Source organism: Colwellia sp. Bg11-28, assembly GCF_002836245.1.
GTDB classification, from domain to species: Bacteria; Pseudomonadota; Gammaproteobacteria; order Enterobacterales; family Alteromonadaceae; genus Colwellia; species Colwellia psychrerythraea_A.
Map to the genome: position 1 here is coordinate 245,272 of NZ_PJBA01000008.1, position 24,506 is coordinate 269,777.

27 protein-coding genes are annotated in these 24,506 nt (G+C 38.6%); 12 read left to right on the top strand and 15 right to left on the bottom strand.

The annotated features are described in order from the left end of the window. Positions 1-137: 137 nt before the first annotated feature. Positions 138-533, bottom strand: coding sequence for a hypothetical protein (locus CXF79_RS17105; RefSeq protein ID WP_011041494.1), 396 nt, complete (start codon positions 531-533; stop codon positions 138-140). 294 nt (positions 534-827) lie between these two features. Here CXF79_RS17105 and CXF79_RS17110 point away from each other — a divergent pair, with 294 nt between their 5' ends. Then, complete coding sequence (locus CXF79_RS17110) at positions 828-1,700, top strand: peptidylprolyl isomerase (RefSeq protein WP_101156760.1); 873 nt, start codon at positions 828-830, stop codon at positions 1,698-1,700. Between the two features lie 157 nt (positions 1,701-1,857). Here CXF79_RS17110 and CXF79_RS17115 read toward each other — a convergent pair whose 3' ends face one another. From CXF79_RS17115 to CXF79_RS17125, 3 genes are all read right to left on the bottom strand, one after another. After that, a complete protein-coding gene (locus CXF79_RS17115) occupies positions 1,858-3,138 on the bottom strand; it encodes an ammonium transporter (RefSeq protein ID WP_011041492.1) in 1,281 nt (426 codons plus the stop codon). Between the two features lie 12 nt (positions 3,139-3,150). Beyond that, positions 3,151-3,489 (bottom strand): P-II family nitrogen regulator, encoded by a 339-nt coding sequence (locus tag CXF79_RS17120; RefSeq protein WP_101156762.1) that lies wholly within the window; start codon positions 3,487-3,489, stop codon positions 3,151-3,153. Between the two features lie 300 nt (positions 3,490-3,789). After that, on the bottom strand, positions 3,790-4,017 hold the full coding sequence (locus CXF79_RS17125) for a glutaredoxin family protein (RefSeq protein WP_011041490.1): 228 nt from the start codon (positions 4,015-4,017) through the stop codon (positions 3,790-3,792). A 374-nt stretch (positions 4,018-4,391) separates the two neighbouring features. Between CXF79_RS17125 and CXF79_RS17130 the strand changes: the two genes are divergently transcribed. From CXF79_RS17130 to CXF79_RS17180, 11 genes are all read left to right on the top strand, one after another. Beyond that, the gene (locus CXF79_RS17130) at positions 4,392-5,594 is read left to right on the top strand and encodes an alginate export family protein (RefSeq protein WP_011041489.1); all 1,203 of its coding nucleotides are present in this window, start codon (positions 4,392-4,394) and stop codon (positions 5,592-5,594) included. Between the two features lie 169 nt (positions 5,595-5,763). Beyond that, on the top strand, positions 5,764-6,363 hold the full coding sequence (locus CXF79_RS17135) for an anthranilate synthase component II (RefSeq protein WP_101156764.1): 600 nt from the start codon (positions 5,764-5,766) through the stop codon (positions 6,361-6,363). 107 nt (positions 6,364-6,470) lie between these two features. Continuing rightward, positions 6,471-7,616, top strand: a complete 1,146-nt coding sequence (locus tag CXF79_RS17140) for an HDOD domain-containing protein (RefSeq protein WP_041736601.1) — start codon at positions 6,471-6,473, stop codon at positions 7,614-7,616. A 680-nt stretch (positions 7,617-8,296) separates the two neighbouring features. After that, on the top strand, positions 8,297-9,508 hold the full coding sequence (locus CXF79_RS17145) for an aspartate aminotransferase family protein (RefSeq protein ID WP_011041486.1): 1,212 nt from the start codon (positions 8,297-8,299) through the stop codon (positions 9,506-9,508). A 93-nt stretch (positions 9,509-9,601) separates the two neighbouring features. Continuing rightward, positions 9,602-10,618: an arginine N-succinyltransferase gene (astA, locus tag CXF79_RS17150; protein ID WP_011041485.1), complete on the top strand. Its 1,017-nt coding sequence runs from the start codon at positions 9,602-9,604 to the stop codon at positions 10,616-10,618. A 125-nt stretch (positions 10,619-10,743) separates the two neighbouring features. After that, positions 10,744-12,222 (top strand): succinylglutamate-semialdehyde dehydrogenase, encoded by a 1,479-nt coding sequence (gene astD / locus CXF79_RS17155; protein ID WP_101156766.1) that lies wholly within the window; start codon positions 10,744-10,746, stop codon positions 12,220-12,222. Continuing rightward, positions 12,223-13,413 (top strand): succinylglutamate desuccinylase, encoded by a 1,191-nt coding sequence (astE, locus tag CXF79_RS17160; protein ID WP_101156768.1) that lies wholly within the window; start codon positions 12,223-12,225, stop codon positions 13,411-13,413. 173 nt (positions 13,414-13,586) lie between these two features. Then, the gene (locus tag CXF79_RS17165; protein ID WP_101156770.1) at positions 13,587-13,931 is read left to right on the top strand and encodes a DUF3802 family protein; all 345 of its coding nucleotides are present in this window, start codon (positions 13,587-13,589) and stop codon (positions 13,929-13,931) included. Between the two features lie 214 nt (positions 13,932-14,145). Continuing rightward, entirely contained in the window at positions 14,146-14,550 is a 405-nt protein-coding gene (locus CXF79_RS17170) for an OsmC family protein (RefSeq protein WP_011041481.1), read from the top strand. A 12-nt stretch (positions 14,551-14,562) separates the two neighbouring features. After that, entirely contained in the window at positions 14,563-15,321 is a 759-nt protein-coding gene (gene speD, locus CXF79_RS17175) for an adenosylmethionine decarboxylase (RefSeq protein ID WP_101156772.1), read from the top strand. A gap of 221 nt (positions 15,322-15,542) precedes the next feature. Further along, a complete protein-coding gene (locus tag CXF79_RS17180) occupies positions 15,543-17,423 on the top strand; it encodes a tetratricopeptide repeat-containing diguanylate cyclase (protein ID WP_157825893.1) in 1,881 nt (626 codons plus the stop codon). Between the two features lie 334 nt (positions 17,424-17,757). Here the strand turns inward: CXF79_RS17180 and CXF79_RS17185 are convergent, their stop codons facing one another. The 11 genes from CXF79_RS17185 to rpsE form a co-directional block, all read right to left on the bottom strand. After that, complete coding sequence (locus CXF79_RS17185; RefSeq protein WP_011041478.1) at positions 17,758-18,657, bottom strand: phosphoribulokinase; 900 nt, start codon at positions 18,655-18,657, stop codon at positions 17,758-17,760. 195 nt (positions 18,658-18,852) lie between these two features. Further along, positions 18,853-19,257, bottom strand: a complete 405-nt coding sequence (gene rplQ / locus CXF79_RS17190) for a 50S ribosomal protein L17 (protein WP_011041477.1) — start codon at positions 19,255-19,257, stop codon at positions 18,853-18,855. 43 nt (positions 19,258-19,300) lie between these two features. Then, positions 19,301-20,290: a DNA-directed RNA polymerase subunit alpha gene (locus CXF79_RS17195; protein ID WP_011041476.1), complete on the bottom strand. Its 990-nt coding sequence runs from the start codon at positions 20,288-20,290 to the stop codon at positions 19,301-19,303. A gap of 25 nt (positions 20,291-20,315) precedes the next feature. Beyond that, complete coding sequence (gene rpsD, locus CXF79_RS17200; RefSeq protein ID WP_011041475.1) at positions 20,316-20,936, bottom strand: 30S ribosomal protein S4; 621 nt, start codon at positions 20,934-20,936, stop codon at positions 20,316-20,318. Positions 20,937-20,968: 32 nt separating this feature from the next. After that, positions 20,969-21,358, bottom strand: a complete 390-nt coding sequence (gene rpsK / locus CXF79_RS17205) for a 30S ribosomal protein S11 (RefSeq protein ID WP_011041474.1) — start codon at positions 21,356-21,358, stop codon at positions 20,969-20,971. Between the two features lie 13 nt (positions 21,359-21,371). Then, positions 21,372-21,728, bottom strand: a complete 357-nt coding sequence (gene rpsM, locus CXF79_RS17210) for a 30S ribosomal protein S13 (protein ID WP_011041473.1) — start codon at positions 21,726-21,728, stop codon at positions 21,372-21,374. 151 nt (positions 21,729-21,879) lie between these two features. Further along, entirely contained in the window at positions 21,880-21,993 is a 114-nt protein-coding gene (gene rpmJ / locus CXF79_RS17215; RefSeq protein ID WP_011041472.1) for a 50S ribosomal protein L36, read from the bottom strand. Positions 21,994-22,023: 30 nt separating this feature from the next. Further along, the gene (gene secY, locus CXF79_RS17220; RefSeq protein WP_011041471.1) at positions 22,024-23,361 is read right to left on the bottom strand and encodes a preprotein translocase subunit SecY; all 1,338 of its coding nucleotides are present in this window, start codon (positions 23,359-23,361) and stop codon (positions 22,024-22,026) included. 6 nt (positions 23,362-23,367) lie between these two features. Further along, on the bottom strand, positions 23,368-23,802 hold the full coding sequence (gene rplO / locus CXF79_RS17225; protein ID WP_011041470.1) for a 50S ribosomal protein L15: 435 nt from the start codon (positions 23,800-23,802) through the stop codon (positions 23,368-23,370). A gap of 2 nt (positions 23,803-23,804) precedes the next feature. Beyond that, the gene (rpmD, locus tag CXF79_RS17230; RefSeq protein ID WP_041736596.1) at positions 23,805-23,984 is read right to left on the bottom strand and encodes a 50S ribosomal protein L30; all 180 of its coding nucleotides are present in this window, start codon (positions 23,982-23,984) and stop codon (positions 23,805-23,807) included. A gap of 6 nt (positions 23,985-23,990) precedes the next feature. Next, positions 23,991-24,500: a 30S ribosomal protein S5 gene (gene rpsE, locus CXF79_RS17235; protein ID WP_011041468.1), complete on the bottom strand. Its 510-nt coding sequence runs from the start codon at positions 24,498-24,500 to the stop codon at positions 23,991-23,993. Positions 24,501-24,506: the final 6 nt, after the last annotated feature.

A 24,506-nucleotide genomic window follows, 5' to 3' on the forward strand; every position in this document is an offset into this window, starting at 1 on the left:
TGGCTCAGTGTAAACAAATTGAGAATTATGGTTATTGATCTATACCCATGTTATCTCTAAATGCAGGATTCAGCAGGAATGAGAAGCGCCTTGAGGCGCTTTTTTTATGGTAGATTATTCACTTATGTAATTATCCGCTAAAATGAAAAACGTACACCAACAGCACCATCAACGCTAAACTTAAAGCCATCATCAAAATTTGCTACTGGCTGCACCTGTCCATATAAGTCCCAACCCTTAGCAAAGTACCAAGAAATACCTACGGGAGCACGAACACCAAAGCCATCATCCCACTCAGTCCAACCACCACCAGCAAAATACCAAGACAATGGCGTTTTATTATCAAATTGACCTGTTTTAATTAAGTAATCGACCGCAAAGCCTCTATCACCCAGTACGATATTGTAACGATCTATTTGCGCGACAAGGCTTAAATCCATATCGAGCGCGACACCCAACTTCATGTCGGCTTGAGCAAAGCTAGACAAAGACGAAAGCAGCATAAAAATACTCACCAACAATAGTTTTCTCACATTTTTTCCTTAAACTTATAAGCGTATTTACAACGCGGTTGGCGCTATTCTAATGTCTTTCGATACCAAAGCAAGCGAACTCTCAAAGCACTAATTAAGCTGGTGAACATAGCAGGCTTACTGCGAAGTATTTCTTATAAATAATCAAGGTATTACCAGCCTAATTTCCCTAAAAAAAGTAACCTTAATATTTAAAGCTAAGTTACTAAAGTGTAACGGCTACTTGTTAACACCAATCACAGTCTTTACTATGAGCTACAAATTCGAACCATTAACTGCAAACTTAGGTTGTCCATGTTTACACAAATAACAAAGAAAAATACCAGAAAGATATTCGCCCTTGTCGGCATAGCCACTGCGACTTTAGGTATTGCAAACACAGCTAATGCCACCATAGTTGCAATTAAAACATCATTAAGCCCTGACAGTATTGAAATCAACTTATTTGATAAAACAACACCTGAAACAGTAAAGAACTTTCTTAACTATATTGATAATGGGCATTACACCAACTCGGTTGTTCATAGAGTTTCTCCTGGTTTTGTTGTGCAAGCGGGCGGTTTTGAATTTAGCGGTACTTGGCCATTAACACCTCTAGAGCCTAACGCTCCCGTAGTAAACGAACCGGTTTATTCTAATGTCAAAGGCACCATTGCCATGGCTAAAAAAGGCAATGATGTTAATAGTGCTACGAACCAATGGTTTTTTAATTTAAAAGATAACAATGACACCTCGGACGCTAATAACTTAGACCGACAAAACGGTGGTTTCACCGTTTTTGGTCAAGTTATTAAAGGCTTTGATATCATAGAAAAAATATCCCTGATTCAAAATCTTTGTACGAATGGCGCTTTACAGGGCATTCCTATGATAATTGAAAGTAATAAAACATGTACTGATATGGTCGTGCCGGGTCCGGAAAACTTTGTTGTGATTGAACAAGTAACAATCATCGATAGTTCAGGAGTTACTGATAGCGGTTTGAATCCTCTACTATCAAAATACCCTGATAGTGATGGTGATGGCGTAAAGGATATCGATGATGCTTTCCCAAGTGATCCAAATAAAAGTGTGCCTGACGTGGAAGACAGTGGCGGCTCAATGACTTGGTTTACCATTGCAATGTTAGGATTATTAGCAACCAGAAAACGTTTTATCGAAAGTTAAACCCTTGTTCTCTAGTAAACTACTATCTATTAGCTATCAGTTGATTTAGTAAAACAGAAGAGAGTCAATAAAAAAGCAGCGTATCATCTAGTGATGTCGCTGCTTTTTTGTTTGACTCTTAGTATTCTAGACTTGAATATTACTAACTTCTGGAGCTCTAACCTCTAGTGAACTCAGGGTAAGCTTCCATACCACAGTCAGAGATATCAACACCTTCGTATTCTTCTTCAGCACTTACACGAATACCAATAACTTTTTTCAGAGCAAACCACACAATGAAACTAGTAACAAATACCCAAACAAAGATAGTTGCTGCACCAATAAGCTGACCACTGAAGCTAGACGACGAGTTAGTGATTGGAACAATCATTAAACCAAAGAAACCAACAACACCGTGAACTGAGATAGCACCTACTGGGTCATCAATCTTCACTTTATCTAAAGCTAAAATTGACATCACCACAATAACGCCCGCAATTGCACCAAAGATTGTTGCTTGCAATGGTGAAGGTGTTGATGGCTCAGCCGTAATAGCCACTAAGCCTGCTAATGCACCGTTTAATGTCATGGTTAAATCCGCTTTTTTAAACAATATTTTAGCAAAGATAAGCGCTGATATTGCACCCGCAGCAGCGGCAGCATTGGTATTTAAAAACACCATAGCTACTGAGTTAGCACTATTAATGTCAGCTAGTTTTAATACTGAGCCACCATTAAAACCAAACCAACCCATCCATAAAATAAAGGTACCTAATGTCGCCATGGGTAAGTTAGCACCAGGAATGGCGTTAACTTTACCGTCTTTACTGTATTTTCCTTTACGAGCACCAAGTAATAACACACCAGCTAATGCTGCAGAAGCACCTGCCATGTGAACAATACCTGAACCAGCAAAATCAGAGAAACCTAAGTCACCTAAGGTATATAAGCCAAAGACAGCATCACCGTTCCAAGTCCAGCTACCTTCCATAGGATAGATAAAGCCAGTTAATACAACGGTAAATGCTAAGAAAGCCCATAACTTCATACGCTCAGCAACAGCACCTGATACAATCGACATTGCCGTAGCAACAAACACTACTTGAAAGAAGAAATCAGAAGCGTTTGAATAAACCGCGCCACCATCAAAACCAGCTTCAGCTGATTCAGCAAGTACAGCACCAACAAGTGCTTCTGCATCACTAGCACCGTCAAGCGCAATACCATTTAAGAAAACACCACCGCCATACATAATATCGTAACCTACAACAAGGTACATGATACAAGCAATTGCATATAGCGCGACGTTTTTAGTCAAAATTTCGGTAGTGTTTTTAGCACGTACTAAGCCAGCTTCAAGCATTGAAAAACCAGCAGCCATCCACATTACTAAGGCACCACAAATAAGAAAATAAAAGGTGTCTAAGGCGTATTGTAATTGAAATATATTTTGTTCCATTATTATTCTCCTTTAAAGTGCTTCAGAATCTTGCTCGCCCGTACGGATACGGATAGCTTGTTCTAAGTTATAAACAAAAATCTTACCGTCACCAATTTTTCCGGTGTAAGCAGATTTAGTGATGGCTTCAACTAAACGTTCAACAAGTTCTTCATTCACCGCAATTTCTACTTTTACTTTTGGCAAGAAATCAACTTGGTATTCAGCGCCTCGGTATAGTTCGGTATGCCCTTTTTGACGACCAAAGCCTTTGACTTCACTTACCGTGATACCTTCGACGCCTACTTCAGAAATAGCCTCTCTAACATCATCTAATTTAAATGGCTTTATGATTGCGCTAATTATTTTCATGGTTAACCTCTAGTTATCGTTTTTATATCGCTAACAACTGATAATACAATTCATGTGCCAACATAAATTAATATTAAAAATCAATTGGTTATTTGATAATTGAGTTTTAAAAAGGTTCTATTCGCACCAAGAGCGTGCAGAAAACAACTCCACTGAGATCATCTGGTGCAATGTGTGTGGGGGAATTAAAATAATGTAGAAGAAAGCAGTATAAGGGGTCTTTAATTTTGTATTTTCAAACAAGGTAGTCAAGGAAAACACTAACGGAGAATAAATTAATCTACTGAGTATTATGTAAACTTAGTTTTTATACAGTTCAGTAAACGCTTGAACTGAAAAACCGTTAAGTAGCTGGTCACCTACCTTCAGCACAGGTACCCCCCTAAAGCCGGTGGCTGAAAACTCTTTCTGTCCTTTTGCCGTTTTAATATTACATAACCTAAAAGCAATACCTTGCTGTTCAAGGTAACGTTTTGCCGTTTGGCAATGAGGACACTTTTCCATGGTATATAAGACAACTCTTTTCATTTTTTTACCTTAGTTAGGTCGACCTAGCTATATTAAAAATTTGGGCTACTCTGTTAACGTGATAAGCCAGGGCATGATGTTTGCCATTTTATCCTAAGCAGCGCTTAACTGGGTAACACTTTCTTGAGTACAATTGTGCTTGTATCAAATCTTTAAGCCAGAAGAGTACCAACAATGGGAATCTACATTTAAGTTGAAGCTAACCTTGATTTAAATCAAGTTAGTAAACCTATTAAAATACATATATTAACAACTTGATTTAAATCAAACTATTCAATCTGATGCAGTGCAAAACTCCCCCCATCAGTTACTTAGAACAATAATAATAACAAAGTTAACGACCCCTCTTAAAAACATGAAATTAGGATATTATTATGAAAACAGTAGTAAATAAGTTTACCTTAACATTAATCAGTGCAGCAATTTTAGCAGCTCCTACCGCCTTTGCTGGTGAAACAGAACACGGCAACAGCATTACTGAAGCGTTAAGTGAGAGCACAGTTAAAGTTAATTTACGTGCTCGTTACGAAGGCGTAGATCAAGACGGTATAGACAAAAAGGCTGCAGCGTTAACGCTAAAAAGTCGTATCACAATTGACACAGGCAGTTACAGTAACTTCTCGCTGGGTTTAGAAGTTGATAAAGTAGATGCTCTAGTAGATGACTATAATAGTACTCAAAATGGTAACACTGAATATCCAGTAGTTGTTGATCCACAAAGTACTGACGTAAACCAAGCTTTTATCAAGTACGCAAACAATGGCTTTAGTGCCGTAGTTGGTCGCCAACGTGTTTTACACAACAATCAGCGTTTTGTTGGTGGTGTAGGCTGGCGTCAAAATGAACAAACATATGATGGAGTTCGCGCACAATATAAAGCGGATGCTTTCTTAGCTGACTATAGCTACATCCAGAACATCAATGATATTAAAGGCGGAAACGTTAAAGGTGATTTCCACTTAGTTAATGCGAAGTACAACATTAACAAAAGTCATAAATTAGCGGGTTTTGCTTACCTTCTAGACTATGATGCAGTCGCTAACTATAAAAACTCTAGCAGCACAGTAGGTGCGCTATATAATGGCAAGTTTGGTAAGTTTTTAGTAAATGCTAGCCTCGCGACTCAAAGCGACAATGGTGATAACCCAATGAGCTATTCAGCAATGTATATTAATGCTGAAGCAGGTTATAACTTTGGTCAAGTAACTGTTTTAGGTGGTTATGAATTATTGGGTAGTGATGATGGTAAAGTTGCATTTAACACGCCATTAGCAACTAAGCATAAATTCAACGGTTGGGCTGATAAATTCTTAGGTACTCCAAAAGAAGGTCTACAAGATATTTATTTAACTGCCAAAGGTAAAGTGTCAGGCGTTAAATGGGCAGCAACTTACCATGATTTCTCATCGGATGAAGGTAGCATTGATTTTGGTAACGAGTTAGATTTAGTTGCCACTTACCAAATTAACAAAAACTATGGTGTTTTAGTTAAAGCTGCTAACTATAGCGAAGGTGATTCAGGCATAGCTCCAACTGATACCAATAAACTTTGGGTTCAAATGACAGCTAAGTTCTAAGTAAAACTATAAGCTATACAATAAGAGCTAGCAACTTGCTAGCTTATACCCAAACCACCTGAAGATGCAGGTGGCTTGGGTATATCGTTTTTATCCCTTCATTTCATTGCTCCATTCCAATAAAAGCATTAGAATAGCCGCGAATTTTATTAGCTGCGAGGCGACTTTTTTGTTATTAATGATCGACAATTACGACTCATTTACTTTTAATTTAGTGCATTATTTTCAAGCGCTAGGTCAAGAGGTTGTTGTCTATAGAAATAATGAAATTAGCCTTAAAGAAATTGAGCAATTAACGCCTCAATATATTGTTATATCGCCTGGTCCTTGTGATCCTGATTCGGCTGGCATCTCCCTTGACGTGGTAAAAGAATTCGCCGGTAAAATACCTTTATTAGGTGTCTGTTTAGGCCATCAATGTATTGCACAACATTTTGGTGCTAGTGTGGTAAAAGCAAAAAAAGTTATGCATGGTAAAACCTCCAAGATTTCACACAATCAACAAGGTTTATTCGCTGAATTAAATCATCCATTACAAGTAACACGTTATCATTCTCTGATAGTTAACAAACAATCATTACCAGCAGAACTCACCATGACGGCATGGAGCCAAAATGAACAAGGTGAGGTAGATGAAATTATGGCGCTAGAACATAAAACGCTTCCGATTAGCAGTGTACAATTCCATCCAGAATCAATACTTACGGAGCAAGGACAATGTTTATTAGCAAATTTTATCAAGCAATTTAAAAATTACCCGATAAGCTAATAACAAGAGCTTTTTAGAGTAAAGCCAGATAAAGTAGTACCCTTAAAGCGATAGATTTCACACATTCGATGCTCAATTTTATATTTTAGGTAAGCAATAAAACCTCTATGCAGATTTTTGAAAACAATCAAACTGTTGCCACAGTTTATCAACGTGCTATTAGCCTCTCTATCTGTAAAGATTTTGCGGAAAAGCAAAGTGGTAAAGTCTCTATGGTTGATCATCAAGGTAGCGAACAAGAAAACCGCCGCCGAGAATTGTTATCTGTTGAAGTGCAAGCTCAACAAGAGAAGATTATTGCCGAGCATGGCGAAGAACATTTTCGAAAACAAACGAAACAAAATTTCTTTAGTCGTCTGCGTACGCAAATTAATAGTGACTTTGATAATAAAGAACACCTCTATCATTATGTATTAGGCATTGAAGATGCCTGTCCTGCTATCCTTGATATTTTATCTGCTCGTGCGGCTTCAGTGAATCAAATCAAAGATCTTGCTGCTTCATTATCTTGGTTAACCATTGATTTAATTAGCTTAGTGAATAAACCACAATATAGAAAACGTGCTGATGTACAAGTTACTGATGCCAAACTAGCGTTAAGTTATATTGGTTTAGATAATTTAAAATTAGTGATGCCAACTTTTACGTTAAAACATTGGTTGCCAACTAGTACAGCTCCTTACGGTTTAATGAAACGTAAACTTTGGAATGATAGTTTATCCATTGCACTGGCTTCACGCGTATTAGCCAAAGAGCAAGGCCTTGATGAATTTACTGCTTTTACCACAGGTATGTTGTCAAACATTGGCAGACTTGCTGTCACTCGCTGCTATTTAACAAAGTTTAGTGAGATGCATAAAAAAGAAGTACGTGAAGCCTTTGAGAAAAAAGACAAACGCTTGCACAATGTTTTATCAAAAATTGAGACTAGTGAAGAGTTACTCCTTGAGCAGCTAATTATGCGAAGTTCGCAACTTTCTGCTGATTTAATTGAGAAAATGCATTTTAAACGACTTGCTATCACCGAGCCCATCTTTGATTTAGCTTACGCTGATAATATTGAGAAAATGCACCCTATTGCACAACTTGTTGCCAAAGCTAAAGCCTATGTCGCTTTTAGAGCGCTAGCGAAAGAAGAATTAATTGATAGTGATGAAAGTAAAAAGTTACTCAGTACGGTTAATTTAACACCTGCCGAAATAACACTATTGAAAAAAAGCGATATTGATCACATCAAGCTTAACTTCAATTAAGCACTGTAAAACCGTCGTAAAAAACAAACTTCCTCTATTTTGTTGCTCATTTGCTACAAAATTTAGTTTTTTACGTGATTTTTTTATGATTAATTATTAAAAAATCACGCTGATGGCTTTCATCAAGCAAGCGCCTACTCCCTCCCTTATCTCCTTATTTCCACAAAACAATCCGAATCAATAAATATTCATCTTTTATGAATAAAGTTAGCTAAGCCTTTGTTTCTTCTGGGCTACAGGCTAGCACCGCAAGACAAGCAGACTATTTCCTGTCATACTATTGCTCTATTTTTTAACTCGCTGTTATTATTTTTTACAATAATTAGATATTCATTAAGCTTTATCTAGATTATGCAGTGATACCAAGTGAATTAATTAATTACTCAATTAGCGAGAGTTAAAAGGATTACAGGCAAGGCATTGATTGAAGAGAATGGTTATTACCTTGTCAAAACCAATAACGATGTATGTAAACCTTTACCTTTTATTAGGTACTAGCCCTTTGGGAAGTCATTAGCGAACTGATAACGTCGCAAAATTAATCAAATATAGAATAACTATGTTTAAATAATTTTTGTTTGTTCTAAGCTCGCTAATGAAATTCTAATTTGATTAATATATTAGCTCAATTGGTATAAGCTATTAAAAAAACTACCCACTTATAAATGAGGATTTTAAAAATGTCAGAACATTTTTCAGTTGAACGCGGCTTATTTGATGATGTAATGGTGCCAAACTATGCACCTTCAGCGGTTATTCCAGTTCGCGGTCAAGGCTCTAGAGTGTGGGATCAACAAGACAAAGAATATATAGATTTCGCCGGCGGTATTGCCGTTAGCGCTTTGGGTCACTGTCACCCAGCTTTAGTGGGTGCTTTAAAAGAGCAAGGCGAGAAAATCTGGCATTTATCTAATGTTCAAACAAATGAGCCAGCATTACGCTTAGCAAAAAAATTAGTTGATAGTACTTTTGCTGAAAAAGTTTATTTTTGTAATTCAGGCGCTGAGTCAAATGAAGCGGCACTTAAATTAGCTCGTCGTTGGGCATTAGACGTACATGGTGCAGATAAATCACAAATCATTGCTTTTAAGCAAGGTTTCCATGGCCGTACTTTCTTTACTGTAACGGTTGGTGGTCAAGCAGCTTATTCTGATGGCTTTGGTCCAAAACCAGGTGATATCGATCATGCAGAATATAATAACCTTGATAGTTTAAAAGCACTAATCTCTGATAAAACGTGTGCCGTAATGATTGAACCATTACAAGGTGAAGGTGGTATTGTTTCGCCAACAGATGAATTCATTAAAGGTGTTCGCGCTTTATGTGATCAACACAATGCCTTGTTAATTTTTGATGAAGTACAAACAGGTGTTGGCCGTTTAGGTGAGTTATACGCCTATATGGATCTAGGTGTTACTCCTGATATTTTAACTTCGGCTAAAGGTTTAGGTGGTGGTTTCCCTATCGGCGCTATGCTTACTACTACAGAGATTGCTAAGCACCTTAAAATTGGTACTCATGGCAGTACTTACGGTGGTAACCCATTAGCTTGTGCTGTTTCTGAAGCAGTATTAGATACAGTAAATACAACAGAAGTTTTAGCCGGTATCAAAGCTAAAGCTAAACTTTACGTTGATGGCTTAAACGCAATTAATGCTAAATATAATGTTTTCTCTGAAATTCGTGGTAAAGGTTTATTAATCGGTGCGGTATTAACCGAAAAATACCAAGGCCAAGCTAAAACCTTTTTAAATGCGGCAATGGATGAAGGCGTTATGGTATTAGTTGCTGGCGCAAGTATTATTCGCTTTGCACCATCACTTGTAATTCCTGATGAAGATATTGCTCTTGGTTTAGCGCGCTTTGAAAAAGCTATCGTTAGTTTAGTTTAATTTAACCGAAACTAGCCTAGTCAATGCTAATAGTTACCTGTTCTTGCCGCTAGGGTTTGAGCAGGTTACCACTTCTTTTCATCGAGAGCATTTATGATCATTGTACGTCCTATTAAAACAAGTGACTTGAAAGCCTTATACCAAATCGCGATAGATTCTGGCCACGGTTTTACGTCACTACCAGTAAATGAACAATTACTTCAACAACGTATTAGCCTTGCTGAAGAATCCTTTTCAAAAGAAGTGAGCCAAGCGGGAAAAGAAGGTTATCTTTTTGTTATGGAAGATACCGAAACAGGTGACGTTGTTGGTACCAGTGGTATTGAAGCTGCTGTTGGTTTAGATGATGCTTTTTATCATTATCATTTAGGTAAAGTTGTCCATAGCTCACGAGAACTGAATATTTACAATACCGTAGAAACCTTGTCACTATGTAACGATTACACCGGTGCGAGTGAAATTTGTACGTTATTTTTAAGTAATAGTCATCGTAAAAATAACAATGGTCGTTTTCTATCACGTTTCCGCTTTCTTTTTATCGCGGAACATAAAGAACGCTTTTCTGACACCATTATTGCAGAAATGCGTGGTGTTTCAGACAATGAAGGTCGCTCACCATTTTGGAATTGGCTTGAAGAACATTTTTTCTCAATGGACTTCCCTACTGCTGATTACTTAACTGGTATAGGTAAAAAAGAATTTATTGCTGAGTTAATGCCAAAGTATCCAATTTACGTCAATTTGCTAAGTAAAGAAGCACAAGACGTAATTGACAAGGTGCATCCGCAAACAGTACCAGCACTTCGCTTATTAGAAGCGGAAGGTTTTGCAAGACGTGGCTATGTTGATATTTTTGATGCGGGTCCTACGGTGGAATCGAATGTTAACAATATTAGATCGGTTAACCAAAGTAAGCGTTGCCAAGTAATCATTGATGAAGTGCAATCAACTGATAATTACATTATTTGTAATAGTAAAGTTGAAGACTTTAGAGCCACTCAAGCGCCACTTTCATTACGCGACACAGCTAACCAAGTTGTGATTAGTCAAGCCGTTGCCGATGCATTGATGGTCAGTGCTGGTGATTGGGTTCGTATAATATCTAATTAGTCCCTGCCACTTTGTCTTAGCACAACAACTTACAAATTTAGCGTGGCTAATACTAGTCACTCGTCAAATTACTAATGGTGATAGCAGAACGCCTCTATCACCACTATCAATGAGAAGGAAATACCATGTCTCACACAGATCCAGTTCAATTTATTAATGGTCAATGGCAAGCCGGTTTAGGTCATGATGTTAACTCATCTAACCCTGCTCGTAATGAAGTCATTTGGCAAGGTAAAACTGCCAGTACAGATCAAGTAAACGATGCCGTTTTAAGTGCTCGTCAAGCATTTGAAAGCTGGGCAAATATCAGCTTAGAAGCACGTGTTGCCGTGGTAACAAAATTTGCTGAATTATTAGCTGAGAACAAAGATGCGTTAGCAACAACTATTGCCTTAGAAACTGGTAAGCCAAAGTGGGAAACTACCGGTGAAGCTGGCGCGATGGTAGCTAAAGTCGCTATTTCACTGAAAGCTTACAACGAGCGTACTGGCACAGTTGAAAACCCTATGCCTGGCGCTAAAGCCTTTATCCGTCATAAGCCTCATGGTGTAGTTGCTATTTTTGGTCCTTATAACTTCCCTGGTCACTTGCCAAATGGCCACATAGTACCAGCATTAATTGCTGGTAATACTATCGTATTTAAGCCAAGTGAATTAACGCCTCGCGTTGCACAAGAAATGTTAAAACTTTGGGAACAGGCTGGTTTACCTAACGGTGTTATCAACCTAGTTCAAGGTGAAGTAGAAACAGGTAAAGCCCTTGCTAGCCATAAACTTATTGATGGTTTATTTTTCACAGGTAGCTCTAATACTGGTCATATATTACATGAACAATTTGCCGGTCAACCGGGTAAGATACTTGCGCTAGAAATGGGTGGTAATAACCCGCTTGTTGTTAAAGATGTTAGCGACATTGATGCGGTTGTACATGATATTGTTCAATCTGCCTTCGTTACTACTGGCCAACGTTGTACTTGTGCGCGTCGTTTATTCATTGAAGCCAATGAACAAGGTGATGCTATTTTAGCCCGTCTTATCGAAGTAACCAAAAACTTAACTATTGGTTACTACGATGACGAAGCGCAACCATTCATGGGCTCTATGATTTCAGAAAAAGCGGCTTTAAGCTTAGTAGATGCACAAGCTAAATTACTCACTTTAGGCGCAAAGTCTGTTTTAGAGCTTAAACATCTAGAAGTAGGTACTGGTTTTGTTTCTCCTGGTATTATCGATGTTAGTGACATTATTGCCGACATACCTGATGAAGAATATTTCGGTCCACTAGTTAAGTTATACCGTTACAACGATTTCGATAAAGCGATTGATGAAGCTAATAATACTGGTTTTGGTCTTTCTGCCGGTTTGTTATCTGATAGTGAAGCGTCTTACAATCACTTCTTTACTCGCATTCGTGCTGGTATTGTTAACTGGAACAAACCAATTACAGGCGCAAGCAGCGCTGCACCATTTGGTGGCATTGGTGCTAGTGGTAACCACAGAGCCAGCGCGTTTTATGCTGCTGATTATTGTGCTTACCCAATTGCCTCAGTTGAAGCAGAAAAAGTGAGCTTACCTGCAACATTGACGCCTGGTATGAAATTCTAAATGCAAAACAACAATACTCTTACCGCAGCAAACCTTACCGATATTACCAGTGATAGCTTTACCCAAGCTTATCGCCACTTTGTTGAGCAAGGTGACTTTATCGCGTTAACACGTCAATTTGAGCAAGGCTTTGTCCAAACTGGCGCAGATAACCAATTAAGTTTTAAGGTCAAGCAAGCAAAAGTTAGCTTACTCGACACCGGTGTACTGTTAATTGAACCGGAAAATGTTGAGCCTGAACTGATTAAAGAAAAGTCGGCAACACCAAGTAAGAGTATTGTTATTTCATCGGGCATTCATGGAAATGAAACTGCCCCGATTGAAATAGTACAACAGTTGATTAGTGACATTATTGCCCAAAAAATTCAAGTAAAGCACCGTACCCTATTAATTATGGGTAACCCTGTTTCAATGAATATCGCAAAACGTTTTCAAACAGAAAATTTAAATCGCTTATTTTGTGGTAAGTACCAAGATATCGATCCTTGTTTTGAAAAGTATCGAGCAGAAAAATTAGAAGGTTACGTTAGTGATTTCTTTAACGCTGGCACTGCTACAAACGCGACTGATAATACCAGCGGCAATACCCGCGAAAGCCAAGTAACTAATTCATCCAAAATGACTAACTATCACTACGATTTGCATACCGCTATTCGAAACTCTAAATATGAAAAGTTTGCAATTTACCCATACCAAGCAGGTAAACCATGGGATAAAGAGCAGTTAAGCTTCATGGCTAGCTGTGGTGTTAACACTATTTTATTCGGTCATGGCCCCAGTGGTACATTCTCCTATTTCAGTAGTGCCAACTTTTCCGCACATGCTTTTACTATTGAGCTGGGTAAAGTAAGACCCTTTGGCGAAAACAATATGGCAAACTTTCAAGCCATGACAAACAACCTAAGCGCTCTTATTAGCGATGAAGCAATACCGCTAAAAAGTTTTGATAACAACGATTTCAATTTATTTGAAGCACTAGGTGATATCACTAAAGTGAGTGATATATTTGAACTTTATGTTGCCGATGAAGCGAGTAATTTTACTGATTACCCAGTAGGTACACTTTTGTCTACTGATATGAATCAAGAATACCGTACTACCCTTCTAGGTGAGAGCATTGTATTCCCTAATGCCAATGTAGGTAATGGTCAGCGTGCAGTATTAATGGTTGTCCCTACCACACTGCAGTAAACTAGTAGCCTTATCTTTTAAAGCCCTTTCTCATCAATCTTTTTATAGAAGCTTTTGTACAAAAGCGTCTATAAAAAATAAAGGGCTATTGATTCACACTCATTAAAAACACTAAACTTCCTGCTATACTCAAACAAAAGTACTACTAATTTACACAGGTAAGCCAAAATATTATGGTTACAGACACTGACGGTTACATTCAAATAATTGAATACCTTACCGAACATCTCAGTTTATTTGAAAACTCAACAGCACCAGCACAAGCTAGTGAAACCGTAATGTCAGCTATTGAAGTAGAACTGTGTGACCAAATCATTAGTGTCTGTAGTCAAAACCAAGACCTGACCTTTAATCAACGCAATGCCATTATTCGAGAAGTAGATGCTATCGTTTACGACCTTGAAGAAATCCTATCAGGTGTTATCAATAATCCAGTTAATGCTGCACAACAAGCCTTCATAAAAGAATTTGCAGGTTTAATCAAAAACCTCTTTGATACCGTTATTCATAAAGATTAACTTCTTATTAAAGCAAGCTAGTATCTCTTATACCCATTCCGCTTGACGCCGTTTCAAACTCCAGCTGAACCCTGCATATTCAAGTAGAATAGGTATAATTAGCCTTGTCATTACAGCGCTAACTTCAATAAGAAACTCTATTACACATAACGACTGGTGATGGGGCTTCAACTTCGATAGAATCCCTATATATTAATTGTAAATCGAGTCGATTATGGAAGCACAAGTAAAGTGGTTAGGCGAAGAGTTATTCATGGGCACCTCAGAAAGTGGCCACACCATGGTTTTAGATGCAAATGGTGGTAACTTAGCCCCTAGCCCTATGGAAGCCGTACTCATCTCTCTGGGAGGATGTTCTTCGGTAGATGTAGTTAGCATATTGCAAAAGGCGAGACAGAGCATAATCGGCTGTCATGTCGATATCTCTGGTACTCGTGTCGATAGCGTACCCGCATTGTTTGAAAAAATTCATCTGCATTTTGTAATTACTGGAGCTGATGTTGCAGCTAAGCACGTTGAGCGCGCAGTGAACTTATCAGCAGACAAATATTGTTCTGTCGCCTTAATGTTAAACGCTAAAGTTGACATTACTCACGACTTTGAAATTGTTGCTTCGTAACCCTACTACTTTATGAATACTGATAACAAAATCCCCCTGTATGGCTTTAATAATTTAACAAAAAGTTTAAGCTTTTCGTTATACAAGGTACATTATTTACCTTCAATTCAGTCCGTTGAGAGTTATAACACCTACATCAATCGAACCTATAACAGCGCACTGCTTGAAGTTCTGCTGACTAAAGTTTGTCACGCCATCGGTGGTAATGTATTAAATATAGCGAGCCAAGATTACACCCCACAAGGAGCGAGTGTAACTTTAATGATTTCTGAAGAAGCAAAACCAGAATCTTTAGTGGCTCATCTAGATAAAAGCCATTTATGCATTCATACCTACCCAGAAGAAACTGCACAAAGTGGCATAGCTATTTTTAGAGCTGATATAGAATTATCAACCTGTGGCATTATCTCGCCCTTAAAAGTATTAGATTATGTGATCGAGGCTTTTTCAGCGGATGTTATCGATATAGATTATCGTATTAGAGGTATGACGCGCGATCAATACGGTAAAAAGCACTTCAATGATCATGAGATTAGTCAAATCAGTGAGCATTTAACCACAGATACACTCTCAAAATACCAGGTTAAAGACAGTGTTATGACAACACATAACTTGTTTCACTGTAAGCTAGCAAGACAGTCTATTGAATTGAGACAACATATTTTCAATCTTGACTCTAACCTCGGTGAGCATCAACTATCAGCTCAGGATGAAATACAAATAAAAACACAACTAGCGATAGAATTAGATGAACTTTTTATCGGTAAATAATTTACATAACCCTAAGAGGTCGTAAATAGAATGCCTACATTTAAGCAGAAATAGCTCTAAGGACTTATTTTCATAATCTCGTCAGTTTTAAGTAATCACACACCACTCGCAATGACACGCTCCATATATGAACCGCATTTCTGAGACCTTACAGGATAAACCGCACAGTTTAACTTCTATGATGGTATAGTGCGTTAATCATTATGCTTCAGGGGTATTTATTGTTCATTAAGCAATGTCTTGTCACTTTTTTAATTATTGCGAGTTACATTAGTAGTATTTTTTTCTGTTTATCGGTTAACGCTAACGAAAATAAACGCGCTGATGTCATAATCGCGTTGTTTAAAACTAATAAACCAGCATCCCCCGAACAAGCAGATAGCTTACTTCAAGAATTGAAAAGTACAATTGCTTCCAATGATTTTCTACGTCAAAAAGAATATATACGGGCAAAGTGTTGGAATCAAAAAGCCGAAACAAATGAACAAATAATATCAGCTATATCATACGCAAATGAACAACTCGATATATTTAGCCAATATACCCCATCAAAAATCACAATTGATTTAACGTTATGTAAAACCAGCTATCAACGATTACTAGGTCAAGTTGAGACTACACTTAAAGATTTAACTACCGCAATTAACCAAGCATACACCATTGAAGCACCGCTACTGGTTGCCCATGGACATAGTCAACGAGGCACTCTGCACTCTTATCAAGGCAATTACTCCGCATCCCTTGAGGATTTACTTACGGCACAAAATCACTATGAGTCACTTAAATTAACCTATTGGGCCAATATAAATTTAGGCGAACTAGCGACTAGCTATCGACGATTTGGTGATGCAAGAACAGCTTTGAAATATCAATTACAGTTAGAAGAGGTTTACATCAAAGAAGGGAAAATATTTGAAGCCAATGGCATAAACATTCAAATAGCCTCTTCTTTGGAGCAATTAAATAAATTAGATGAAGCCAACACCCGTTATCAAGTAAGCCAACAGTTTCTTCTCAACAAACAACCAGTCATTGCAGCTGACATGTCGATAAATATCGCCAACAACCTAATAACATTAGGGCAATACGACAAAGCGCTGACTATATTACAACAAGCAGAAAGTACAATTACACCTGAATTTAATGCTCCGTATAGTTTTTTACAATTATATTTAGCTAATGCTCAGCTGAAACTTAACAATTACCCCGCTAGCTTACACGCTTTACAAAACGCTGAAGCAGCCTTCTTAATCGATAAAAATCAACGTGGACTTAGTAAAGTCCATTTACTCAGAAGCAATATTCACGAGGCTAATAAAAGCTGGAAAAGTGCTTACTTTGCGTTAAGAAATCATCTGCACGTTCATTTAGCACAAGATAAAAGTGTGCTTACAAAGCTAAATGCTGAATTACAAACTCGCTTTGATACTGATAGAATTAAGCATGAAAATACTTTATTAGTTCAGCACGCTAAAGATAAAGAAATACAATTGAACATGTTGCAACGGAATAAATCGATGCAATTAATCATAATTACCTTAGTCGGAATTATATTAATATTGGTGTCAATATTTGCTTATAAACAAATGCATCATAAACACCAATTTAAAAAACTCGCCTTTACTGATGAATTAACAAAGATAGCTAATCGCCGAGAAACCTATTTTCAGGCTGAAAAGTGTCTTACCTACAGTAAGAAAAACCAAACACAGTTCTCGCTAATTTTCTTTGATGCTGACTACTTTAAGTTAGTGAATGATGAATTAGGCCATAATATTGGTGACCAAGTGTTAATTTGCCTTGCCAATATCGCATCTAATGTCATTCGAAAAGGTGATGTTGTAGGTCGTGTTGGAGGCGAGGAATTTATAATTTTACTGCCTGATACCGACATAGATACAGCATTATCTATTGCTAATAGGTTGTTAACTAACATTGAGCAGTATGAGTGGTCAATCATTTCAAACGATTTAACACAAACAGTCAGTGCTGGTGTCGTGAGTTACCAAGGAGAGAACGATTTATCAGAACTATTATTTAAAGCTGATAAAGCGCTTTATGAAGCAAAGGCAGCAGGTCGAAATCATATAATGACCTTTTGATGTCACTTACTCCAATGAAATAGCAAACAAAGTGATTTTCACTTTTAATAATAGTCTTTACCCTCACGTGCAATTATAGAGAATTTGTTTACACAAATGATCGTATTATTCCTCTCCAAAACCTTAATACTAATTTTGGTACTGCGAATAACTCTACCACTTTGGCTTTAAGAGTTATTCTCTGAAAAATTAAGACTTCTAATAGACCCAAATATTAAAGTATTCAGAATACCATAAAACACAATAGCAGAAAGCAATGCATTTAAAGCCAACAACAGTAATTAAATACTTTAGAGGTGTATTTATATAAATCAATAATTTGTATAAACGATCGTTATAAATCGCTCATCCAGTCTAGTTGTTTGTTTGCTTGGTTTTTACGATCCATTAAATCCCGTATTAGCGGTGTTAAAATTAACTCCATCGCTAGACCCATTTTTCCACCAGGAACGACAAGGGTATTAATTCGCGACATAAATGATCCATCAATCATACGAAGATAATACTGAAAATCTACATTTTTGACTTCACGAAAGCGAATAACCACAAAACTTTCATCTAAGCTAGGGATTGCCTTAGCACTGAATGGATTAGAGGTATCTACCGTAGGTACTCGCTGGAAATTGATATGAGTGCGAGAAAACTGGGGGGTGATGAAAGAGATATAATCTTCCATACTGCGAACGATACTTGCGGTCACCGCTTCTCTAGAATGTCCACGTTTATTAGTATCGCGAATAATCTTTTGAATCCACTCTAAATTAACAATAGGTACCATGCCGATAAGCAAATCGACATGCTTTGCTACATCATTATCCTTAGTTACAACACCGCCATGAAGCCCCTCGTAATATAACAAGTCAGTGCCTTCACCAAATTCTTCCCAAGGAGTAAAAGTACCTGGCATTTGATTGTACGGAACTGCCTCATCAAACGTATGTAAATAGCGCCTAATTTGTCCTCTACCTGTTTCGCTATAATCACGAAATTGTTTCTCTAAAGCGCTAAAGTCATTAGCAAGATCACCAAAGTAACTAATGTTTTTCCGTGCTTCTTTCGCTTTACGTTTTTCCATATCCATTTCTTGTCGTGAGAAGCGATGAAAGCTATCACCTTCTACATTGACAGAGGATATACCGAGTGTTCTAAAGATATGCTCAAAGGAAGCAGTCGTTGTTGATGTACCCGCTCCTGATGAGCCAGTGACTGCTATGATTGGATTGCGTGAAGACATAAAGGCTCAAAGGATAAACTAAAGTACGATAGATATTTTATACGGTGAATTTACGTTTAGGTCAAGGAAGAAAGCGACAAGTTTAACGATGAAGGCTACATAGTCACTATATGCATGGTTAATAGTTTTATCAAATTTCAGATAATAAAAAACCGAGCCTAAGCTCGGTTTTTTAATTGAAGTATAAACTTTCGTTTATGCTTCTGCTGATTCTTCAACTACTTCAGGAGCGTCTTCTACTACTGGGCGGTCTACTAATTCAATATATGCCATAGGCGCTTTATCACCAGTACGGAAACCACATTTTAAAATGCGAGTATAACCACCTGGACGTTCTTGGTAACGAGCACCAAGTTCGTTGAATAAAATACCTACTACTTCTTTATCTTGTGTACGAGCAAACGCTAAACGGCGATTTGCAACACTGTCGGTCTTAGCCAATGTAATCAGTGGCTCAAGAACACGACGTAGTTCTTTAGCTTTAGCAACAGTCGTTTTAATAACGCCGTGCTTAACTAAAGAGCTTGCCATATTGCGGAACATCGCTTGACGATGACTGCTATTACGGTTTAACTGGCGACCGCTTTGACGATGACGCATAAGTTAATCCTTCTCTCTAACTATTAAAAAAATGATGATCGAACTAGTCGTTGTCAACAATGCTTTCAGGTGGCCAGTTTTCTAGGCGCATGCCTAGAGACAAACCACGCGACGCTAACACGTCTTTGATTTCAGTTAGAGACTTCTTACCTAAATTAGGCGTTTTAAGAAGCTCCACTTCAGCACGTTGTACTAAATCACCAATGTATTGAATTGCTTCTGCTTTTAGACAGTTAGCTGAACGAACAGTTAATTCTAGATCATCAACAGGACGAAGCAAGATTGGGTCGAACAATGGTTTTTCTTCCACTTGCTCTACTTCTTTGATATCACGAAGTTCAACAAACGCATCAAGCTGTTCAGCAAGAATAGTTGAAGCACGACGGATAGCTTCTTCCGGATCCAATGTACCATTGGTTTCCATATCTAAAACTAATTTGTCTAAATCTGTACGTTGTTCAACACGTGCAGAATCAACATCATAAGCAATTCTAACTACTGGGCTGAATGAGGCGTCAACCAACAAACGACCAATAGCACGATCTTCTTCCTCGGCATCACGGCGCGCAGAAGCGGGAACATAACCACGTCCCATTTCAACTTTAATGCGCATGCTGATAGAACCTTCACCTGTTAAGGTGCAGATAACATGATCAGGATTTGCAATTGTTACATCTCCGTCATGTTGTATATCAGCTGCCGTTACAGGGCCTTCACCAGACTTAGTTACGGTAAGAACGGCTTCATTCTTGCCTTCTAAAATAACTGCAAGCCCTTTAAGGTTTAACAATATTTCGATGATGTCCTCTTGAACACCTTCTTTACTACTGTACTCATGTAAAACACCGTCAATTTCAACTTCAGTTACGGCACAACCCGGCATTGAAGATAAAAGAATACGACGTAACGCATTACCTAAAGTGTGACCAAAACCACGTTCTAGTGGTTCCAAAGTTACCTTAGCACGACGAGGGCTAACGGTTTCAATGCCAACTAAGCGTGGTCTAAGGAATTCGGTTACAGAACCCTGCATATATGTCCTCTCTTAAAGTGCAACTCTACTTAGAGTAAAGTTCAACAATCAACTGTTCATTAATTTCGGCAGATAAGTCAGCACGATCTGGAACACGTTTGAAAACGCCTTCAAGCTTCTTAGTATCTACTTCAACCCAAAGTGGTTTCTCACGTTGATCAGCTAATTCTAAAGCAGCGATAATACGCGCTTGAGTTTTAGACTTCTCACGAACAGAAACAGTATCTTCAGCTTTAACAGTGAAAGATGGAATATTAACTACAACGCCGTTTACCACGATAGCCTTATGGCTAACTAATTGACGGGCTTCAGCACGAGTGCTTGCATAACCCATACGGTAAACTACGTTATCTAAACGAGTCTCTAAAAGCTGTAACAAGTTTTCACCTGTGTTGCCTTTTTGACGTGCCGCTTCTTTGTAGTAATTACTGAATTGTTTTTCTAGCACGCCAAAAATACGACGAACTTTTTGTTTTTCACGAAGTTGAACACCATAGTCTGACAAACGACCGCGACGGGCGCCGTGCTGACCTGGTATTGTTTCGATTTTACATTTAGTGTCAATTGCTCTAACACCGCTTTTAAGGAACAAATCTGTACCTTCGCGGCGACTAAGTTTTAACTTAGGACCTAAATATCTAGCCATTTTCTTTCTCCAACTATCCTAAAAAAAAGCGCTTAAACGCGACGTTTCTTCGGAGGACGACAACCATTATGAGGAATAGGTGTTACGTCAGTAATGTTGGTGATTTTAAAACCAGCAGCATTTAAGGCACGGATAGCAGATTCACGACCTGGACCTGGACCTTTTACGAACACTTCAATATTCTTCAAGCCAAACTCTTTTGCAACAGCGCCTGCGCGGTCTGCAGCTACTTGCGCAGCGAACGGAGTTGATTTACGTGAACCACGGAAACCTGAACCACCGGCAGTCGCCCAAGATAACGCATTACCTTGACGGTCTGTAAGAGTCACGATTGTGTTGTTGAAAGAAGCATGGATATGAGCCATGCCATCAGCAACTTGTTTTTTTACGCGTTTACGCGTACGAACTGGTGTTTTAGCCATTGTCTAGTTCCTCTTACTTCTTAATTGGCTTACGAGGACCTTTACGGGTACGCGCATTTGTTTTAGTGCGTTGACCACGTAGAGGAAGACTGCGACGATGGCGAATGCCACGGTAACAACCTAAATCCATAAGACGTTTAATGTTCATTGAAACTTCACGGCGTAAATCACCTTCAACGGTAAATTTATCCACTTCAGCGCGTAGCAAATCTATTTTTGCTTCGTCTAATTCACTGATCTTCGTTGATTCAGCGATACCAGTAGCTGCACAAATTGCTTTCGCACGTGTAGCTCCGATACCGTAAATCGCAGTAATGGCGATTACTGCATGCTTACGATCAGGGATGTTAATGCCAGCGATACGGGCCACTAATCACATCTCCTATTTATAATTAAAATTACTTTGGTTGGAAAGCCCGTTAGGATACCCAACCATTCTCTTTTTCTGCAAATCGAAGCGGCATTATACAGATAAATCTACATAATGCCACTTCTAAAAGATATTAGGTTAAAAGCTAAGCTTAACCTTGTCTTTGTTTGTGCTTTGGTTCAACACAAAGAACGCGAATTACGCCTTTACGCTTTACCACTTTACAATTACGACAAATCTTTTTTACGGATGCACGTACTTTCATTTTATACTCCGTTAACTAAATCAACTCGGTCTAACGACCATAGCCTTTCAAGTTCGCTTTTTTAAGTACATTGTCATATTGATGAGACATCATATGCGTTTGTACTTGTGCCATAAAGTCCATAATCACTACTACGATAATCAATAAAGATGTCCCGCCGAAATAGAACTGTACGTCCCATGCCATGATCATAAACTGTGGAACCAAACAGACAAAGGTAATATACGCCGCACCACAAAGGGTTAAACGTGTCATGACTTTATCAATATATTTGGATGTTTGTTCACCCGGACGAATCCCTGGAATGAACGCACCAGACTTTTTCAAGTTATCTGCAGTTTCACGCGGATTGAAAACAAGAGCCGTGTAAAAGAAACAGAAAAATATAATTGCTGCTGCCAACATCATTACATACAAAGGTTGTCCTGGAGACATAGCTCCTGAAACACCTTGTAAGAAGTCAGCAACGGGGCCGTCACCTTGACCAAACCAGCTCGCAAGCGTGCCTGGAAACAAGATTAAACTTGAGGCAAAGATTGGCGGTATAACACCAGCCATATTCACTTTCAAAGGTAAATGGGTACTTTGCGCAGCAAACACCTTTCGGCCTTGCTGACGTTTAGCGTAGTTAACAACAATACGTCGTTGACCACGTTCCACAAATACTACTAAGAAAGTTACTGCAAATACCACAACGCCTATAAGCAATAATACTAATAAGTGCAATTCACCTTGACGCGCCATTTCAGCTGTTTGACCAACCGCGGATGGCATGCCAGCAACAATACCTGCAAAAATAATAATCGAAATACCATTACCGATACCGCGTTCAGTAATTTGCTCACCTAACCACATTAAAAACATGGTACCAGTGATCAAACTAATTACTGCGGTGAAATAGAAACTAAAGCCTGCATTGATAACAAGCCCTTGCATCATTTCCGGTAAACTTCTGGCAATCGCTATTGATTGTACTGTTGCTAGAACTAAAGTGCCGTAGCGTGTGTATTGACTGATTTTACGACGTCCAGCTTCACCTTCTTTTTTAAGCTCTGCCATTGCGGGATGAACCACAGTAAGCAATTGCATAATAATCGAAGCTGAGATGTACGGCATAATACCAAGTGCCAACACTGAGGCTCGCTCAAGTGCACCACCGGAGAACATGTTAAACATCTCTACGATAGTGCCCTTTTGTTGTTCAAAGAACTGAGCTAATACAGCGGCGTCAATACCAGGGATTGGCACAAAAGACCCTAAACGAAGCACAACTAAGGCAACGAATACGAACCATAATCTTTGTTTAAGCTCAGACAAACCGCCTGCGCCCTTACTACCTTGTGAGGTAGCCGTTCCTGGTGTAGCCATTGTGTATTATTCCTCTACTTTGCCACCAGCAGCTTCAATAGCTGCTTGTGCGCCTTTAGTTACTGCAATACCACGTAATGTAATTGGACGAGTAATTTCGCCAGATAACATAACTTTAACAGCTACGATATTACGTGTAATTAGGCCAGCGTCTTTAAGTGCATGAATATCAACAACATCACCAGTGATAAGGTTTAATTCGTGTAAACGAACTTCAGCGCGAACTAAAGATTTACGTGAAGTAAAACCAAATTTAGGTAAACGTTGTTTCAATGGCATTTGACCACCTTCAAAACCTGGACGTACACTACCGCCAGAACGAGATTTCTGACCTTTATGACCACGACCACCAGTTTTACCGATGCCTGAACCAATACCACGACCACAGCGTTTTCTAGCTTTGTGAGATCCCGGTGCAGGGGATAAAGTATTTAAATGCATAATTAATCCTCCACCTTAACCATATAGTAAACCTTGTTAATCATACCACGTACAGATGGAGTGTCTTCTAACTCAACTGTATGATTGATACGACGTAGACCAAGGCCTTTTAATGTAGCTCTATGCTTCGGTAAACGACCGATAGAACTTTTTAGTTGAGTTACTTTAACTGTTTTAGACATTCTCAATTACCCCAAAATTTCGTCAACGCGTTTGCCACGTTTAGCTGCCATGCCTTCTGGTGAATGCATATTCACTAGGGCAGAAACAGTAGCGCGAACTACGTTGATTGGGTTAGTAGAACCGTATGCTTTTGACAATACGTTCTGAACGCCTGCAACTTCAAGTACTGCACGCATCGCGCCACCGGCGATGATACCTGTACCTTCAGAAGCTGGTTTCATGAAGACTTTAGAACCAGAATGTTTGCCCGTAATAACATGTTGAAGAGTAGTACCCTTCAAGTCAATCGTTACTATGTTACGGTGCGCTTTTTCCATTGCTTTTTGGATTGCAGCAGGCACTTCACGTGCTTTACCGTAACCAAAACCAACGCGACCATTACCGTCACCAACTACTGTTAGTGCAGTAAAACTGAATATGCGACCACCTTTAACCACTTTTGAAACGCGGTTAACGGCAATTAGCTTTTCAGCCATATCACTTTGCTGTGAGTTTTCTTGATTATGATTAGCCATTATCAA

Excerpts from the sequence above, each read along its gene's own strand:
- rpmJ (WP_011041472.1), bottom strand. The coding sequence starts at position 21,993 with ATGAAAGTACGTGCATCCGTAAAAAAGATTTGTCGTAATTGTAAAGTG.
- CXF79_RS17115 (WP_011041492.1), bottom strand. The coding sequence starts at position 3,138 with ATGGAACAAAATATATTTCAATTACAATACGCCTTAGACACCTTTTAT.
- CXF79_RS17110 (WP_101156760.1), top strand. The coding sequence starts at position 828 with ATGTTTACACAAATAACAAAGAAAAATACCAGAAAGATATTCGCCCTT.
- astE (WP_101156768.1), top strand. The coding sequence starts at position 12,223 with ATGCAAAACAACAATACTCTTACCGCAGCAAACCTTACCGATATTACC.
- CXF79_RS17170 (WP_011041481.1), top strand. The coding sequence starts at position 14,146 with ATGGAAGCACAAGTAAAGTGGTTAGGCGAAGAGTTATTCATGGGCACC.
- astA (WP_011041485.1), top strand. The coding sequence starts at position 9,602 with ATGATCATTGTACGTCCTATTAAAACAAGTGACTTGAAAGCCTTATAC.
- CXF79_RS17125 (WP_011041490.1), bottom strand. The coding sequence starts at position 4,017 with ATGAAAAGAGTTGTCTTATATACCATGGAAAAGTGTCCTCATTGCCAA.
- speD (WP_101156772.1), top strand. The coding sequence starts at position 14,563 with ATGAATACTGATAACAAAATCCCCCTGTATGGCTTTAATAATTTAACA.
- secY (WP_011041471.1), bottom strand. The coding sequence starts at position 23,361 with ATGGCTACACCAGGAACGGCTACCTCACAAGGTAGTAAGGGCGCAGGC.
- rpsE (WP_011041468.1), bottom strand. The coding sequence starts at position 24,500 with ATGGCTAATCATAATCAAGAAAACTCACAGCAAAGTGATATGGCTGAA.
- CXF79_RS17185 (WP_011041478.1), bottom strand. The coding sequence starts at position 18,657 with ATGTCTTCACGCAATCCAATCATAGCAGTCACTGGCTCATCAGGAGCG.
- CXF79_RS17140 (WP_041736601.1), top strand. The coding sequence starts at position 6,471 with ATGCAGATTTTTGAAAACAATCAAACTGTTGCCACAGTTTATCAACGT.
- CXF79_RS17120 (WP_101156762.1), bottom strand. The coding sequence starts at position 3,489 with ATGAAAATAATTAGCGCAATCATAAAGCCATTTAAATTAGATGATGTT.
- rpsK (WP_011041474.1), bottom strand. The coding sequence starts at position 21,358 with ATGGCTAAAACACCAGTTCGTACGCGTAAACGCGTAAAAAAACAAGTT.
- rpsD (WP_011041475.1), bottom strand. The coding sequence starts at position 20,936 with ATGGCTAGATATTTAGGTCCTAAGTTAAAACTTAGTCGCCGCGAAGGT.
- rplQ (WP_011041477.1), bottom strand. The coding sequence starts at position 19,257 with ATGCGTCATCGTCAAAGCGGTCGCCAGTTAAACCGTAATAGCAGTCAT.
- CXF79_RS17130 (WP_011041489.1), top strand. The coding sequence starts at position 4,392 with ATGAAAACAGTAGTAAATAAGTTTACCTTAACATTAATCAGTGCAGCA.
- CXF79_RS17165 (WP_101156770.1), top strand. The coding sequence starts at position 13,587 with ATGGTTACAGACACTGACGGTTACATTCAAATAATTGAATACCTTACC.
- CXF79_RS17195 (WP_011041476.1), bottom strand. The coding sequence starts at position 20,290 with ATGCAGGGTTCTGTAACCGAATTCCTTAGACCACGCTTAGTTGGCATT.
- rpmD (WP_041736596.1), bottom strand. The coding sequence starts at position 23,984 with ATGTCTAAAACAGTTAAAGTAACTCAACTAAAAAGTTCTATCGGTCGT.
- CXF79_RS17145 (WP_011041486.1), top strand. The coding sequence starts at position 8,297 with ATGTCAGAACATTTTTCAGTTGAACGCGGCTTATTTGATGATGTAATG.
- rplO (WP_011041470.1), bottom strand. The coding sequence starts at position 23,802 with ATGCATTTAAATACTTTATCCCCTGCACCGGGATCTCACAAAGCTAGA.
- astD (WP_101156766.1), top strand. The coding sequence starts at position 10,744 with ATGTCTCACACAGATCCAGTTCAATTTATTAATGGTCAATGGCAAGCC.